Raw genomic sequence first — 14,405 nt, 5'->3', positions numbered from 1 at the left:
CTGGTGGCGAACGGTCGTTAGCCGACTGTAAGGACGTGTCCGAGAAGGGGTCAAGACGCTGGAGGTCCCCGGCGAGCGGTCGCTAGCCGCTGGTGGTCGGCAGCAGCTCCTCGACCGGCACGTGGTCGAGCACCCTGCGCAGCTGCAGCGCCACGTGCATCGTCAGCGCGCCGTCGGGCTCCCGCCAGCGCCGGTGGCCCAGCACGCTGTCGATGCGGTCCAGCCGCTGGTAGACGGTGTTCGGGTGCACCTGCAGGAGGCGCGCGGCCGCCCGTGGGTTCTGGCCGGTGGCAAACCACCCCTCGAGCGTGGGCAGCAGCAGCGTGTGGTGCTCCTCGTCGTAGCGCTCCAGCGGCGCCACGGACTCGGCGAGCAGCGTCCGCAGCTGCTTGGGCGAGGTGCCGTCGAGCACGAGTCCGAGCACACCCAGGTCCTCGGTGCCGGCCCCCTCCCCGACGCGGCCCAGCGCGAGCAGCAGCCGCAGGCAGCGGTGGGCCTCGCGGTGGCGGTCACGGACCTCGCGCGCGGACCTCGCCACCCCGGCCACCCCCGCGGTCACCGGGACGCCGACGGCCCGGCCGAGCTCGGCGGGGAGCTGCCTCGCGGCGGCGGCCGGGTCGGTGTCGGGCAGCAGCAGCACGACGCGGGCCGCGTGCTCCGTGGCGAGGCCGCCGTGCCGGGCGGCGAGCTCGGCCGCCGCGTGCAGCAGCGCGCGCCGGCCGACGCCGTCGGCCGACACCACGGCCACGGTGTGCGGCGCGCGCAGGTCGATGCCCCCCGAGCGCCGGACGCGCCGCTCGAACGCGCGCCAGTCGGGCTCGCGGTCGGCCAGCAGGTCGTCGACCAGCTCGCCGCGCACCTGCTGCTCCGCCATCGACACCTGGCGGTCCATGAGCAGCAGCAGCGCGGCGGTCTGGGCCGCGCGCTCCAGGGTGCGGACGTCGGGACCGGCCAGCCGCGCCTCGGGGGGCTCCCCGGTGACCAGCACGAGGTGCCCGAACGACTCGGCGCCGGCCCGCACGGGGACCGTCCACGTGCCGGGCCGGGCCTCGTGCGCGCCGACCGCCCCGGGCTCGGGCGCGGGCAGGTCGTCGGGCAGCGGACCCTCGCCCGAGGAGGCGAGCACCCTCCCGTCGACCCCCACGGCCGCGACCACGGCCCCGAGCATCCCGGCGACGGCCTCGACCAGCTCGCCGACGTCGGCGCGCCGCAGGGCCAGCGGCATCAGCTGCTCGTGCGCCGCCCCGGCGCGCTCCAGCGCGCGCCCCTGGTGGGCGAGCACCTCGTTCGCCCCGCGCAGCCGCCGCGCCGTGGCCTCGGCGTGCTCGAACAGCCGGGAGTTCTCGATCACGACCGACGCGTGGTCGGCCAGCGAGGACAGCAGCGCCACCTCCGACCGGTCGAACGCCCGCTCGTACCGGTTGGCGACGAACAGCGCCCCCACCACCTGGTCGCCGATCCGCAGCGGGACGCCGACCATGCTCACGATGCCGTCCTCGACGACCGCGTCGGTGACGGCCCGGTCGCGCTGCAGCCGGGGGTCGTTGACGTAGTCCGCCGTCGCGAACGGCTCGCCCGTCGCGATGATCCGCCCGCCGACCCCGCTGCCCAGCGGCTGGCGCACCGACTCGATCGCGCGGGTCACCGTGCCGAGCGTGGTGCGCATGTACACCTCGCCCGCACCGGGATCGCGCAGCGCCAGGTACGTGGCGTCGGTGCCCAGGAGCTGGCGGGCCCGGCGGACGATCGCCTCGAGCACCTCGTCGACGTCGCGCAGCGACGCCAGGTCGCGCGCGGTCTCGAACAGCGCGTGGGTCTCCTTCTCGCGCCGCTTGCGGTGGTCGAGCAGCTCGCGCACCCGGCCCGCCCGGCCCACGGCGACGAGCAGCTCGTCGCGCTCGGCCGTGGGCGGCCCGCTCTCGACCGCCTCGGCCAACCGGTCGAACGCCTCGCCGGGCGCCTCCGTCGCGAGCAGGTGCAGCAGCCGGGCGATGACCTCCCCAGCCGACCCGTGGCTCCCGTCGCGCTCCGCCATGGCCCCGGTCCCGCCCCCGTCCGCCCCGCCCGTCCGTCCGCGCCGTGCCCGCCCGTCACGGTAGATCACGGATACCCGTTCCCGACACGGTCCGGCGACCCCGCGACGGGGGACCGGTGCACCGGTCCCGCCGCGGGCGCCGGCCCGCTCACCCGGTCAGGGCGCCGTTGCCGAACTTCGCCGCCACCCGCTCCTGGCTGACCTTCGGCGTCCAGCGGTCCTCCTCCTCGCCCCAGACGTCGCGCAGCTTCGGGATCACCTGGGTGCCGAAGAGCTTGTTGTTCTGCGCGGCCACCTCCTCGGGCAGGTCGCCCACGTGCATGCACGTGATGAGCTGGCCGATCCGCAGGTCGGTGGCGAGCTCCCGGACGCGCTGCTCCACCCGCTCCGGGGTGCCGGCGATGATGTAGCCCAGCTCGTCGTACTCCCAGAACGACAGCTCGCCGCGCGTGGCCTTGAGCCGCTCCTCGGCCGACTGCGTCTTCGCCCGCGTCAGGTTCGCCCGCACCGAGGCCGGGGTGTTGTAGCCCGGCGGCGTCGCGAACTCGATGCCCGTCGGGTTCTGCCGGTAGAAGTACTTCACCGCGTCGCCGTAGAGCCGCTCGGCCTCGGCGTCGGAGTCGGCCGTGCAGATGATCTGCGTGAACGCCATCCGGTTGGGGTTCATGTTCGCGCCCTGGCCCGCGGTGTACTCCCAGAACCCGTTGACGATGGGCGCCGCGCTCTGCTTGCCCGAGAACGACAGGTAGCCGTAGCAGTAGTCCAGCGCGTTGACGACGTCCCACGTCTCGGGGCTGCCGCTGCCGGGGATCCACACCGGGATCTCGTCCTGCACCGGGCGCGGCCAGGTGTTGACGTAGCGCAGCTTCGTGTACTGCCCGTTGAACGGGAACGGCTCCTCGGCCTTCCACGCCCGGGTGATGAGGTCGCGGGCCTCGTGGAAGCGGTCGCGCAGCTCGATCGGCGGCACCCCGTAGGCGAACGCGGTGTCCATCGGCGTGCCGAACACGATGCCCGCGATGATCCGGCCGCCCGACAGGCAGTCGAGCATCGCGATCTCCTCGGCCACCCGCACCGGCGGGTTGTAGAGCGCCAGGGAGTTGCCGCACAGCGCGATCGCGGCGTTCTCCGTGGTGGCGGCCAGGACCGAGGCGATGAGGTTGGGCGAGGGCGTCATCGCGAGCGAGGTCTGGTGGTGCTCGTTGAGCAGCAGCGAGTCCCAGCCGAGCCCGTCCGCCTGCTGCATCAGGCGGATGTAGGTGTGGTAGTCCTCGCCGACCTGCGTGGGGTCCGCGACCGAGGCGGGCGGCGTGACCCAGGAGCTGTGCACGGTGTCGCCGTAGTCGGCCGGGAGCTTGGTGTAGTACTGCTGGGCGAACCAGTGGAACTTCACGGGAGTCCTTCCGTTGCTGCGGGGCCGGTCAGGCGACGGTGCCGACGAGGTGGGTGGCGGGCGTGCCGCCGAGGTTCGCCACGTCAGCACCGAGCTCCTTGCCCTCGGGCGTGGCCAGCGCGGCCGCCATCGCGTCGGCGTCGGCGAAGTACAGCTCGGCCATGATGTGGAAGCGGGGCGCGGAGCCGTCCGGCCCGGGCAGGAAGCGGGTGACCTCGACCTCCTCGATGCCGGGCACCGCGTTCGCGAGCGGGACGTGGGTGCCGAGGTAGTGGGCGTCGAAGGCCTCGACGTCGGCGGGGGTGTCGTAGAGGACGGTGAGCTTGATCATCGGGTTCTCCTCGGGGGTCGGGCAGGGGTGTCAGCGGGAGCCGGCGGTCATCGCGCCGCCGTCGACGCGGTAGACCTCGCCGTTGACGAAGGCCGACTCGTCCGAGGCGAGGAACAGCACCATGTTGGCGATGTCGGTGGGCTCGCCGACCCGCGGCGAGGCGACGCCGGCCAGCGCCGCGGCCGGCAGGTCGGGCACGGCGTCGAGCAGCTGCTGGGTGCGGATCACGCCGGGGGCGATCGCGTTGCAGCGCACGCCCTGCTTGCCGTGCTGCGCGGCGACGAACCGGGTGAACCCGATGACGGCGGCCTTGGTCGTGCCGTAGGCGGTCAGCGCCGAGCTGCCGCGCATGCCGCCGACCGAGGCCATGTTGACGATCGAGCCGCCGCCGCCCTCGACCATGTGCGGCAGCGCGTTCTTGCAGATCAGGAAGATGCTGCGGACGTTGGTCGCGAACGCGCGGTCCCACATCTCGACCGTCGTGTCGATGACCGACCCGTCGGTGAACCAGGCGTCCGGCCCGACGAGGGCCGCGTTGTTGTGGATGACGTCGATCCGCCCGTGCTGCGCGACCACCCCCGCGACCAGGGCCTCGATCGAGGCCTGGTCGGTGGCGTCGAAGTGCACGGCCGTGGCCGCGTCCCCGATCGACTCGGCGGTCCGCTTCGCCCCGTCGATGTTGATGTCGGCGATCACGACCTGCGCACCCTCGCGCGCCAGGGTCTCCGCCGTGGCGGCGCCGATGCCGGCCGCACCGCCGGTGACCAGCGCGATCTTGCCCGCTACCCGTCCCATCGTGGTCTCCTCGTCTCCTCGTCAGCTGCTCAGGAAGGTGGTCACGGCGGACACGAACGCGTCCTCCTGCTCGACCATGGGGTAGTGCCCCGCCGCCTCGATCGGGGCGAGCGAGGCCTGCGGGATGAGCCGCACGAACTCCTCGGCGTAGGACAGCGGCAGCAGGCCGTCGGACGTCCCGTGCACGACGAGCGTCGGGGCGTCGATCAGCGGCAGGCGCCGCCGCAGACCGCGGTCGGCGATCGGCCACATGAACTTGGTGGCCGAGCCGAGGTTCTGCGCGGCGAACAGGATCGCGGCGTGCGGGTCGCCCTCGACGGGCACGAAGTTGGTCGGCTCCGCCTTCGGCGGGGTGCCGTGCCACTTGGCCGCCTTCACCTGGTCGGCCGCGCCGAACGGGTCGAGGGTGGGCTCGTCGTCGAGCCACAGCCCGTAGGCGTTGACCAGCACCAGCCGGTTCACCAGCTGCGGGGCGATCGCGGCCAGCTCGGCGGCGAACATCCCGCCCAGGGAGTGGCCGACGACGTCGATGCGGTCGATGCCCCACGACTCGACGAGCTCGCGGTAGAACAGGGCGACGTCGAGGACGTCGGTGAACGACTCGAACCCGGTCGAGCTGCCGTACCCGGGCTGCTCCGGGGCGAGCACGCGGCGGTCGGCGGCGAGGCGCTGCAGGAACCCGGCCCCGCCGGGGTGGCGCTCGTAGCCGTGCAGGTACAGCAGCGGGTCCCCGCTGCCCTGCTCCCACACCTGCACGTCGAACCGGCCGACGTGCGGGATCTCCAAGGTGGTCATGGGGTCGTCCTCTCTCTGGTGGTCGGTCAGAAGTCCGGGCCGAGGCCGCCGATGGGCGGCATCCCGGAGTGGGCCCACAGCCCGCCGTCGGCGACGACGTGGGTGCCGGTGACGAAGGCCGCCTCGTCGGAGGCGAGGAACAGCACGACGTTCGCGATCTCCTCCGCGCGGCCGTAGCGGCCCATCGGGATCGCGTCGCGGATGTCCTCCCAGACCGCGGGCGAGGCGTCGTGCAGCCGGTCGATGGGCGGTGTCCCGATGGGTCCGGGGCACACCGCGTTGCAGCGGATCCCCTTGCGGGCGTACTCGATGCCGGTGACGCGGGACAGGTTGACGACCCCGGCCTTGAGCACGTTGTAGGCGCCCAGCCCGTAGTCGCCCGCCAGCCCCGACACCGAGGCGGTGTTGACGATCGAGCCGCGTCCGGCCGCCAGCATCGGCACCAGCGCGAGCTTGATCGCGTACCAGTAGGAGACGAGCCCGACGTCGAGCGAGCGCCGGAAGCCGTTCAGCGTGAGGTCGCCGACCCGGCCGGCCTCGTAGGCGACGTGGTTGTTGTGCAGCACGTCGAGCGTGCCGTGGGTGTCGACCGCGAAGCCGATCACCCGCTCGATCTCCGCCGGGTCGGCGGCGTCGGCGTGCAGGAAGTCGACGACGCCGCCGTCCTCCCGCAGCTCGCCGGCGACGGCCGCGCCCGCCGCCTCGTCGATGTCGGCGAGCACCACGCGGGCGCCCTCCCGGACGAACGCGCGGGCCGTGGCGGCGCCGATGCCCGAGCCGCCTCCGGTGATCACGGCGACCTTGCCGTCCAGGCGCATGGCTGTCCTCTCGCAGGTGGGGATCGGGTGCTGGGATCAGGTGCTGCCGGGTGCGTGGTCCCGGCGGACCGGCGGTGCGTCACGCCCGGTCGGAGGGCTCGCCCTCTCCATCGAGTGTGGGGAGCGGCGCCCGCCGCGACAACGGACGGACGCCCACCCCTGCGCGCCGCATCGTGTGCAGCGCTCCACTCCTAGCCGGTGACGCCCACGCCGCGGAACGTCGGCGCGTACGCGGGCTGGTAGCCCTCCGGGAACACCGCCCGGTCGGTCCACGCGCTGGGCGGGACGTGCGCGTGCAGCGGGAACGACTTGAGGATGCGCTTCTCCTCCTCGACCATCCGGTGCATCGCGGGCAGGCGCTCCTCCCGCGTCGAGCCGGCGAGCGCCTCCAGCCACGCCTCCTGGAACTGCGGCGTCGAGGTGTTCCACGGGTTGGCGTACTGGCCGGGCAGGCTGGCCTGGTACACCGTGGTGGGGTCCTGGAACGGCGCCCCCATGCCGGGGAACGCGTCGCCCTCCTGCCGCCCGTAGAAGGTGACGGCGGTGGTCGGCGACTCCACGACGCGGGTCTTCGCGCGCAGGCCCGCCTCGGCGAGCATCGGCACGAGCGCCTCGGCCACGGCGCGGTGGTCGTCGAGCCCGGGCACGATCATCTCGAACTCGACGCCGTCCGGGTGCCCCGCCTCGGCCAGCAGCCGCCGGGCCAGCGCGGGGTCGTAGCCGTTCTCGCCCTCGGGCGTGACGGCCGGGTCGAACGCCCAGTAGTCCGGCGGCATGTACTGGGCCACGGGCTGCCCGATGCCGAAGAAGACGCCGTCGACGATCGCCTGCCGGTCCACGGCGTGCTGCATCGCCTGCCGCACCCGGATGTCGTCGAACGGCGGACGGCCGGTGTTCATGTACATCGACATGATCGACAGGCTCTTGGACGGCGCGGTGTTGAGCCCGGCCGCGGCGGCCTGGTCGGCCTGCGACGGGTCGAGGTAGGTCAGCTCCGCCTGCCCGGTCTGCAGCATGTTCATCCGCGTCGGCGCGGAGGTCTGCACGTAGATCTCGTAGTGCGCGGCCTTCGCGGCCTCCGGGTCCCAGTAGCCCGGGTTGCGGTCGTAGCGCGTGATCTGCCCGGGGATGTACTCGGCCAGCGTCGCCATCCCGGAGCCGACCGGGTTCTGGTCGAGGTCCGGGTTGGCGAACGCGGCCGGGCTGATCATCGAGCCGAGCGTGCCGCTGAACAGCGCGGGCAGGTTGCCGCCCGGCCCGCTCAGGTTGACGCGCGCGGTGAACTCGTCGACCACCTCGACGCCCGCCACCCGGGCGAGGGCGCCCTTCTGCGTGCTGCCCTCCATCGTCATGGCCCGTTCGATGTTGGCCTTCACCGCCTCCGCGTTGAACGGGGTGCCGTCGGTGAACGTGACGTCGTCGCGCAGGGTGAGCACGATCGCCGTGTCGTCGTCGACGAACTCCCACGCGGTGGCGAGCTGCGGGACGAGCTCGCCCGTCTCGTCCTCCATGATCAGCTGGTCGTAGACGAGGCGGAAGAAGATCATGTCCCACGGGTTGGCGGACTTGTGCGGGTCGAACGTGGACGGGTTCTGCACGAACACGTAGCGGAACGTGCCCTCGGGGTCGATCTCGCCCGTGCCCGCCGAGCGCGCCGTCCCGCCGCAGGCGGACAGGACCAGCGCGAGCACGGCGAGCAGGACGATCGACCATCGGGGGCGCCATCGCAGCGTCGTTGCTGAGCTCACTTCGATCTCCTGACAGGGGAGGGGGACGGGGTCAGCGGCTGATCGCCACGCCCCGGAACGTCGCCGCGTAGGCGGGGCGGTAGCCGTCCGGGAACAGGACGGCGTCGGTCCACACGCTGGGCGGCTGGGCGGCGAAGATGCCGAACTGCCGCAGCAGCCCCTTCTCCGCCTCGATCATGCGGTGCACGGCGGGCAGCCGGGCCTCGCGGGTGTCGCCGCGCAGGGAGTCGTCCCAGGCCTGCGTGAACTCCGGCGACGTGGTGTTCCACGGGTTGGTGAACTGCCCCGTCAGGTTCGACTCGTACTGGTTGGACGGGTCGGTGAACGGGGCCTGGGCCCCGATGTAGGCGTCGCCCTCCTGGCGGCCGAAGAACGTGGCCGGCGTGGTGGCGGGCTCGACCACCTGGGTGCGGGCCCGGATGCCGACCTCGGCCAGCATCGGGAGAACCGCCTCGGCCACCGTGCGGTGGTCGTCGAGGGCGGGGATGAGCATGTCGAAGTCGAGCCCGTTCGGGTACCCGGCCTCGGCGAGCAGGGCGCGGGCCCGGGCGGGGTCGTAGCCGTGCTCGGGGGAGTCCGCCGCCACCGCCGGGTCGTAGGCCCAGTGGCCGGGCGGGATCAGCTGCGCGACCGGTTCGCCGATGCCGAAGAAGACCCCGTCGACGATGGCCTGCCGGTCGACGGCGTGCTCCATCGCCTGCCGCACGCGGATGTCGTCGAACGGCGGGGACCCCGTGTTCATCGTCATCCGGAAGATCGTCGTGCTCTGCGAGGGCTCCACGTTGAGCCCGGCCGCCACCGCCTGGTCCTGTGTGGACGGATCCAGGTAGGTCATGTCGACCTGCCCGCTGAGCAGCATGTTGAGCCGTGTCGGCGACGAGGTCTGCACGAGGACGTCGACGCCGGCGACGCGCACCGCGTCGGGGTCCCAGTAGCCCTCGGCGCGGGTGTAGCGCGAGATCTGGCCCGGGATGTGCTCGACGAGGGTGAACATGCCGGAGCCGACGGGGTTCTGGTCGAGGTCGGGGTTGGCGAACGCCGCCGGGCTGATCATGGAGCCGTGCCGCTCGGTGAACAGGGCGGGCAGGTTGCCGCCGGGCGCGTTCAGCGTGATGCGCACGCTGGTCGGGTCCGGCGCCTCGACGCTCTCGATCGCCCGGAGCGCGCCGGCGAGCGTGCCGCCCTCCAGGGTGCGGGCACGGTCGAGGTTGGCCTTGACCGCCGCGGAGTCGAACGGCGTGCCGTCGTGGAAGACGACGTCGTCGCGCAGGGTCAGGGCCAGGACGCGGCCCTCCTCGAGGAACTCGTAGCCCGTGGCGAGCATCGGGACGATGTTCCCGTCGGGGTCCTCCCGCAGGAGCTGGTCGTAGACCAGCCGGAGGTTGACCATGTCCCAGGCGTTGCCGGAGCGGTGCGGGTCGAAGGTGGAGGTCGACTGCACGAACGCGTAGCGCAGGACGGCCTCGGGGTCGGGTTCGCCACCGGCGGCGCGCCCGGCGCCCGCGCCGCCGCAGGCGGTGAGCGCGAGCGCGAGGACGGCGACGAGGCCGGTGAGCAGGCGGCGGGGCGCGGACACCGGCTCAGCCCGTGAACTGTCCACCGGCCGGGAGCAGCAGCTGCCCGGTGGTGAACGAGGACTCGTCGGAGGCGAGGAACAGGCAGGTCGCCGCGATCTCCTCGGGGCGGCCCAGCCGGTTCATCGGCGTGATGCTCATGGCGAGGTCGTAGGCGGTGGTGTTGTCCTCGATGCCCGCGATCATCGGCGTGGCGGTGTAGCCCGGGCCGACGGCGTTGACGCGGATGCCGGTGGCCGCCAGCTCCAGCGCGAGGACCTTGGTGAGCATGTGCACGCCGGCCTTGGACACGCAGTAGGGCGCCGCCCCGGCCAGCGGGATCTTCGCCGCGCTGGAGGCGATCGTGACGATCGAGCCGCCGGTGCCCTGCTCGAGCATCTGCCGGGCCAGCGCCCGGCAGGTGAGCATCACGCCGGTGACGTTGATGTCGAGCACGCGGGTGAACGCCTCGGTGTCGAGGTTCACCAGGTGCGTGGAGCGCTCGCCCGCGGCGCGGGTCTGCACGTTGCTGGGGCCCGCGGCGGTCGCGATCCCCGCCGACGCGACGCCGACGTCGACCTTCCCGAACTCGGCGACGGCCGCGGCGACGAGCGCGTCGCACTGCTCCTCGCTCGTGGTGTCGGTGCGGACGTAGAGGGCGCGCCGGCCCGCCTTCTCGACCAGGCGGACCGTGTCGTCGGCGGGGGCGAGGTCGCCGACGACGACGTCGGCGCCCTCCTCGGCGAACCGGGCGGCGGTGGCCTGGCCGATGCCGCTGGCGCCGCCGGTGATCACGGCGACCTTGCCCTCGAGCGCTGCGCTCATGGGGGTCCTTCCCTTCGGTGGATGGCCTGCTTCGGGTGCTGTCGGGGGGTGTCAGAACGTGAGGACGAGCCGGCCGCGGACGCCGCCGGCCTCCAGGCGCTCGTGGGCCGACGCCGCCTCGGCGGCGGGGACCGTGCCGGCCAGGCGCAGCGTCAGTCGCCCCCGGACGACGAGGTCGGCGAGCCGGGCGATGCCCGCGCCGTCGTGCAGGTGGTCGCGCACCCGGACCGGGTGCACGCGGATGCCGCGCTCGGTCGGCCCGTCCCAGAAGCGGACGGTGGCCAGGGCGCCGCCGTCGCGCACGATGCCGAGCGCCCCCGCGTCGAGCACGGCGGCGTCGATCAGGCCGTCGACGCCGCCGGGCACCGCGGCCCGGAACGCCGCGACCTCCTCGCGCGGGTCGCGCGAGGAGCGCACGACGACGTCGGCGCCCAGCGAGGTGACCAGCTCCTCGTCGGCGGCGCTCGCGTCGGCGACGACGGTGAGCCCGGCCGCCCGGCCCAGCTCGATCGCGTAGCCGCCGACCGCGCCCGCCGCCCCGGTCACCCCGAGCACGGCACCGGGCGGCAGCGCCAGGTGCGCGAGCGCGGAGACGACGGTGAGGCCGTTCATCGGCAGCGTCGACGCCTCGGCGTCGCCGATGCCCTCGGGGACCGCGGCCGCCGCGTCGGCGGGGACCACGACCTGCTCGGCGTAGGCCCCGCCCTGCGGCCGCCGCGGCATGACGATCGCCATGACGCGGTCGCCGACGCTCCACGGGGTGCCGTGCCCGACGGCGTCGACGGTGCCGGCGAGCTCCATCCCCGGGATCCACGGCGGGTCCAGGCCCTCCTCGGGCGCGGGGCCGAGCTGCCGGTAGACGGTGTCGGTCGGGTTTACCGCGGCCGCGCGCACGCGGACCCGGATCTCCCCGGGACCGGGCTCGGGCACGGGCAGCTCGACGAGCTGCAGCGCGGAGGGGCCGCCGGGCTCGCGCACCCCTATGGCGCGCATGGTGGGGGCGTTCACCGGTCACGCACCACGACGACCTTGACCGAGCCGTCCACCGCGTGCTGCGTCGCGAACGCCTCCTCCACGCGGGAGAGGGGCACGCGGTGCGACACCAGCGGCGCGACCTGCACGGCGCCCGTCGCCAGCAGCCGCAGCGCCTCCGCGGCGTCGTCGGCGGTGTAGGCGAAGCTGCCCAGCAGGCGCAGCTCCTTCTGCACGACCGTGTTGAGGTCCACGGCGGGTGTGGAGCTGGTGAGCCCGGCGAGCGCGACGGTGCCGGCGGCCCGGGTCACGGCGGTGGCGAGCTCCAGCATCGGCAGGGCGCCCGAGCACTCGACGAACGCGGCGACGTTCCCGCTGCCCGCCTGGTACGGCGACGTCGACGTGCCCCACCGGTCGAGCACGTGCGCCCGGACGTCCTCGGTGCGGGCGTCGAGGACCGGGGCCCCGGTGAGCGCCGCGGCGGCCAGCCGCGGCGCCGACACGTCGATCCCCAGCACCTCGGTGCAGCCCAGGGCGCCCAGCACGCGCAGCACGCACTGCCCGATCGACCCGAGCCCGGAGACGACGACGGGCAGCGCCGGGTCGACGGCGGCGTGCCGCACGACCCGCACCGCCACCGAGAGCGGCTCGAGGAACGCGCCCTCCTCGAAGCTCAGCGCGTCGGGCAGCCGGTGCAGCTTGGCGTCGTCGGCGCGCGGGACGAGCACCTGGTCGGCCAGCCCGCCGCGGGCGCTGCTGCCCGGGGCCGCGCACAGGTTGGTGCGCCCGCCGCGGCACTGCGCGCAGGTCCCGCACGGGCCCATCGGGATCACGGCCACGCGGTCCCCGACCGTCCAGGACGCCACGGCGTCGCCGACGCGGCTCACCGTGCCGGCGAACTCGTGGCCCATGACGGCGCCCTCGCTGATCCAGGCGCCCTCGGCGAACGCGTGGACGTCGGAGCCGCAGATGCCGCACGCCTCGACGTCGAGCACCACGGCGTCGGGCCCGGGTTCGGGATCGGGCTCGTCGACGAGGGCGACCGCGCCGATGCCCTGCCAGCGCGTGGCCCTCATGCCGGCACCCCCGTGCGGCCGCGGCCCAGTGTCCGGACCGACGCGCCCGCCAGCCCGGGGCCGGACGTGTGCAGGTGGCACGACACCGAGCCGGAGCCCAGCGCCCGCACCGGCACCGGCACCTCGGTGCGGCAGACGTCCATGACGTAGGGGCAGCGGGTGTGGAACCGGCAGCCCGGCGGCACGCGCGACGGGTCGGGCGGGTCGCCCGCCAGCACGATCCGCTCCCGGTCGCGCTGCGCCCGCGGCGAGGGCACCGGCACGGCCGACAGCAGCGCCTCGGTGTAGGGGTGCGCCGGGGAGTCGAAGACGCGGGCGGCGTCGCCGTGCTCGACGATCTGCCCCAGGTACATCACCGCGACCCGGTCGGAGATGTGGCGGACGACCGACAGGTCGTGGGCGATGAACAGGTAGGTGAGCCCGATGGCCGCCGACAGCTCCTCCAGCAGCCCGATCACCTGGTTCTGCGTGGAGACGTCCAGGGCGCTGACGGCCTCGTCGAGCACCAGGATCCGCGGGTCGGCGGCGATGGCCCGCGCGATCGTCAGGCGCTGGCGCTGCCCGCCGGAGAACTCGTGCGGGTACCGCATCATGTACTCGGGCGGCAGCCCGACCCGGCGCAGCAGCTCGGCCACCCGCTCGGCCTTCTCCCGGCGCGACAGGTCGAGGTGCACGTCGAGCGGCTCGCCCACCGACTCCCGGACGAGCATCGACGGGTCCAGCGACGAGTACGGGTCCTGGAAGACCATCTGGATGTCGCGCCGGGCGGCGCGCAGCTGCCGCGGCGGCAGTCCGAGCAGCTCGCGCCCGTCCAGGCGCACGGATCCGGAGGTGGGTTCGACCAGGCGCATCACGCCGCGCGCGGTCGTCGACTTGCCGCACCCGCTCTCGCCGACGAGCCCGACGGTCTCGCCCGCGTGCAGCTGGAAGCTCACGCCGTCGACGGCCCGCACGGGCGGGGGCGCGGGCCGGAACAGCCTCCGGCGGGAGGGGAAGCCGACGACGAGGTCCTCGACGTCGAGCAGCGGAACGGTCGGCGACGCGGTCACGCGGTACCTCGCAGGGTGAGCTCGCGGTGCCGCAGGCACCGCACGGAGCGGTCGGGGTCGGTGCGCTCGAGGACCGGCGGGGCCCCGGTGCGGCACTCCGGCTGCGCGTACCGGCAGCGGGGGTGGAACCGGCAGCCCTCGGGCATCCCGCCGACGCGCGGCGGCGAGCCGGGGATGCTCTCCAGCGCCGCGGCGGGCTGGTCCATCCGCGGCATCGCGGCCAGCAGCCCCTCCATGTAGGGCTGGCGGGGGTCCTCGAACAGGTCGTCGACCGGGGCGCCCTCCACGATCTGCCCGGCGTACATGACGAGCACGCGGTCGCAGACGTCGGCGACGACGCCCAGGTCGTGGGTGATGACGATGACCGACATGCCGTGCTCGCGCTGGATCTCCCGCAGCAGCTCGAGGATCTGCGCCTGGACGGTGACGTCGAGCGCGGTCGTCGGCTCGTCGGCGATGATCACGTCGGGGTTGCAGGCGAGCGCGATCGCGATCATCACGCGCTGCCGCATCCCGCCGGAGAACTCGAAGGGGTACTGGCGGGCCCGCCGCCCGGGGTCGGGCACGCCCACCCGCTCGAGCAGCGCGACGGCCCGGGCCCACGACGCCCTCCGCGACAGGCCCTCGTGCCGGCGCAGCACCTCGGCGATCTGGTCGCCGACGGTGAACGCGGGGTTCAGGCTCGTCATCGGCTCCTGGAAGATCATCGCGATGTTCGGCCCGCGGACGTCGGACATCTGCTTCGGGGTGAGCCCGGTGAGGTCGTGGTCGAGCACCCGGAGCGTGGTGGCGCGGACGCGGGTCTGCCGGGGCGGCATCAGGCCGGCGATCGACAGGCAGGTCACGCTCTTGCCCGAGCCCGACTCGCCGACGATGCCGAGCGTCTCGCCGCGGGCGACGGCGAAGCTCACGCCGTCGACGACGGTGGCCCAGCCGTGCTCGGTGAGCACCTCGACGACGAGGTCCTCGACCTCCAGGGTGACCGGGGGGATGAGCGTCGTCGTCATGGGAGCCT

At 73.9% G+C, this 14,405-nt stretch carries 13 protein-coding genes; all 13 read right to left on the bottom strand.

From position 1 onward, the window contains the following. Nucleotides 1–82: 82 nt before the first annotated feature. Nucleotides 83–2,035, bottom strand: a complete 1,953-nt coding sequence (locus tag HOP40_RS31335) for a helix-turn-helix domain-containing protein (RefSeq protein ID WP_172166163.1) — start codon at nucleotides 2,033–2,035, stop codon at nucleotides 83–85. 148 nt (nucleotides 2,036–2,183) lie between these two features. Continuing rightward, nucleotides 2,184–3,428, bottom strand: coding sequence for an LLM class flavin-dependent oxidoreductase (locus HOP40_RS31330; RefSeq protein ID WP_172166161.1), 1,245 nt, complete (start codon nucleotides 3,426–3,428; stop codon nucleotides 2,184–2,186). Nucleotides 3,429–3,456: 28 nt separating this feature from the next. Continuing rightward, a complete protein-coding gene (locus HOP40_RS31325; protein ID WP_172166159.1) occupies nucleotides 3,457–3,759 on the bottom strand; it encodes an EthD family reductase in 303 nt (100 codons plus the stop codon). 30 nt (nucleotides 3,760–3,789) lie between these two features. Continuing rightward, nucleotides 3,790–4,554, bottom strand: a complete 765-nt coding sequence (locus tag HOP40_RS31320) for an SDR family NAD(P)-dependent oxidoreductase (protein WP_172166157.1) — start codon at nucleotides 4,552–4,554, stop codon at nucleotides 3,790–3,792. 21 nt (nucleotides 4,555–4,575) lie between these two features. Next, entirely contained in the window at nucleotides 4,576–5,349 is a 774-nt protein-coding gene (locus HOP40_RS31315; RefSeq protein ID WP_172166155.1) for an alpha/beta fold hydrolase, read from the bottom strand. A gap of 26 nt (nucleotides 5,350–5,375) precedes the next feature. Continuing rightward, entirely contained in the window at nucleotides 5,376–6,167 is a 792-nt protein-coding gene (locus tag HOP40_RS31310; protein ID WP_172166153.1) for an SDR family NAD(P)-dependent oxidoreductase, read from the bottom strand. A 191-nt stretch (nucleotides 6,168–6,358) separates the two neighbouring features. Further along, nucleotides 6,359–7,915, bottom strand: coding sequence for an ABC transporter substrate-binding protein (locus HOP40_RS31305; RefSeq protein WP_172166150.1), 1,557 nt, complete (start codon nucleotides 7,913–7,915; stop codon nucleotides 6,359–6,361). A 31-nt stretch (nucleotides 7,916–7,946) separates the two neighbouring features. After that, a complete protein-coding gene (locus HOP40_RS31300) occupies nucleotides 7,947–9,491 on the bottom strand; it encodes an ABC transporter substrate-binding protein (RefSeq protein WP_172166147.1) in 1,545 nt (514 codons plus the stop codon). 4 nt (nucleotides 9,492–9,495) lie between these two features. Beyond that, nucleotides 9,496–10,293: an SDR family NAD(P)-dependent oxidoreductase gene (locus HOP40_RS31295; RefSeq protein ID WP_172166144.1), complete on the bottom strand. Its 798-nt coding sequence runs from the start codon at nucleotides 10,291–10,293 to the stop codon at nucleotides 9,496–9,498. Nucleotides 10,294–10,344: 51 nt separating this feature from the next. Continuing rightward, nucleotides 10,345–11,301 (bottom strand): NADP-dependent oxidoreductase, encoded by a 957-nt coding sequence (locus HOP40_RS31290; protein WP_240157377.1) that lies wholly within the window; start codon nucleotides 11,299–11,301, stop codon nucleotides 10,345–10,347. Beyond that, entirely contained in the window at nucleotides 11,298–12,341 is a 1,044-nt protein-coding gene (locus tag HOP40_RS31285; protein WP_172166141.1) for a zinc-dependent alcohol dehydrogenase, read from the bottom strand. The genes HOP40_RS31290 and HOP40_RS31285 overlap by 4 nt, the downstream gene beginning before the upstream one ends. After that, the gene (locus HOP40_RS31280; protein WP_172166138.1) at nucleotides 12,338–13,390 is read right to left on the bottom strand and encodes an ABC transporter ATP-binding protein; all 1,053 of its coding nucleotides are present in this window, start codon (nucleotides 13,388–13,390) and stop codon (nucleotides 12,338–12,340) included. The genes HOP40_RS31285 and HOP40_RS31280 overlap by 4 nt, the downstream gene beginning before the upstream one ends. Further along, a complete protein-coding gene (locus HOP40_RS31275) occupies nucleotides 13,387–14,397 on the bottom strand; it encodes an ABC transporter ATP-binding protein (RefSeq protein WP_172166117.1) in 1,011 nt (336 codons plus the stop codon). Before HOP40_RS31275 ends, HOP40_RS31280 begins: the two co-directional genes overlap by 4 nt. Nucleotides 14,398–14,405: the final 8 nt, after the last annotated feature.

This window comes from Pseudonocardia broussonetiae (assembly GCF_013155125.1).
In the GTDB taxonomy this organism is placed as follows: Bacteria; Actinomycetota; Actinomycetes; order Mycobacteriales; family Pseudonocardiaceae; genus Pseudonocardia; species Pseudonocardia broussonetiae.
This window is presented reverse-complemented; position numbering and strand designations above follow the sequence as displayed.

Coding starts and splice junctions, on each gene's coding strand:
- HOP40_RS31335 (WP_172166163.1), bottom strand. CDS start 2,035: ATGGCGGAGCGCGACGGGAGCCACGGGTCGGCTGGGGAGGTCATCGCC.
- HOP40_RS31325 (WP_172166159.1), bottom strand. CDS start 3,759: ATGATCAAGCTCACCGTCCTCTACGACACCCCCGCCGACGTCGAGGCC.
- HOP40_RS31320 (WP_172166157.1), bottom strand. CDS start 4,554: ATGGGACGGGTAGCGGGCAAGATCGCGCTGGTCACCGGCGGTGCGGCC.
- HOP40_RS31315 (WP_172166155.1), bottom strand. CDS start 5,349: ATGACCACCTTGGAGATCCCGCACGTCGGCCGGTTCGACGTGCAGGTG.
- HOP40_RS31310 (WP_172166153.1), bottom strand. CDS start 6,167: ATGCGCCTGGACGGCAAGGTCGCCGTGATCACCGGAGGCGGCTCGGGC.
- HOP40_RS31295 (WP_172166144.1), bottom strand. CDS start 10,293: ATGAGCGCAGCGCTCGAGGGCAAGGTCGCCGTGATCACCGGCGGCGCC.
- HOP40_RS31285 (WP_172166141.1), bottom strand. CDS start 12,341: ATGAGGGCCACGCGCTGGCAGGGCATCGGCGCGGTCGCCCTCGTCGAC.
- HOP40_RS31275 (WP_172166117.1), bottom strand. CDS start 14,397: ATGACGACGACGCTCATCCCCCCGGTCACCCTGGAGGTCGAGGACCTC.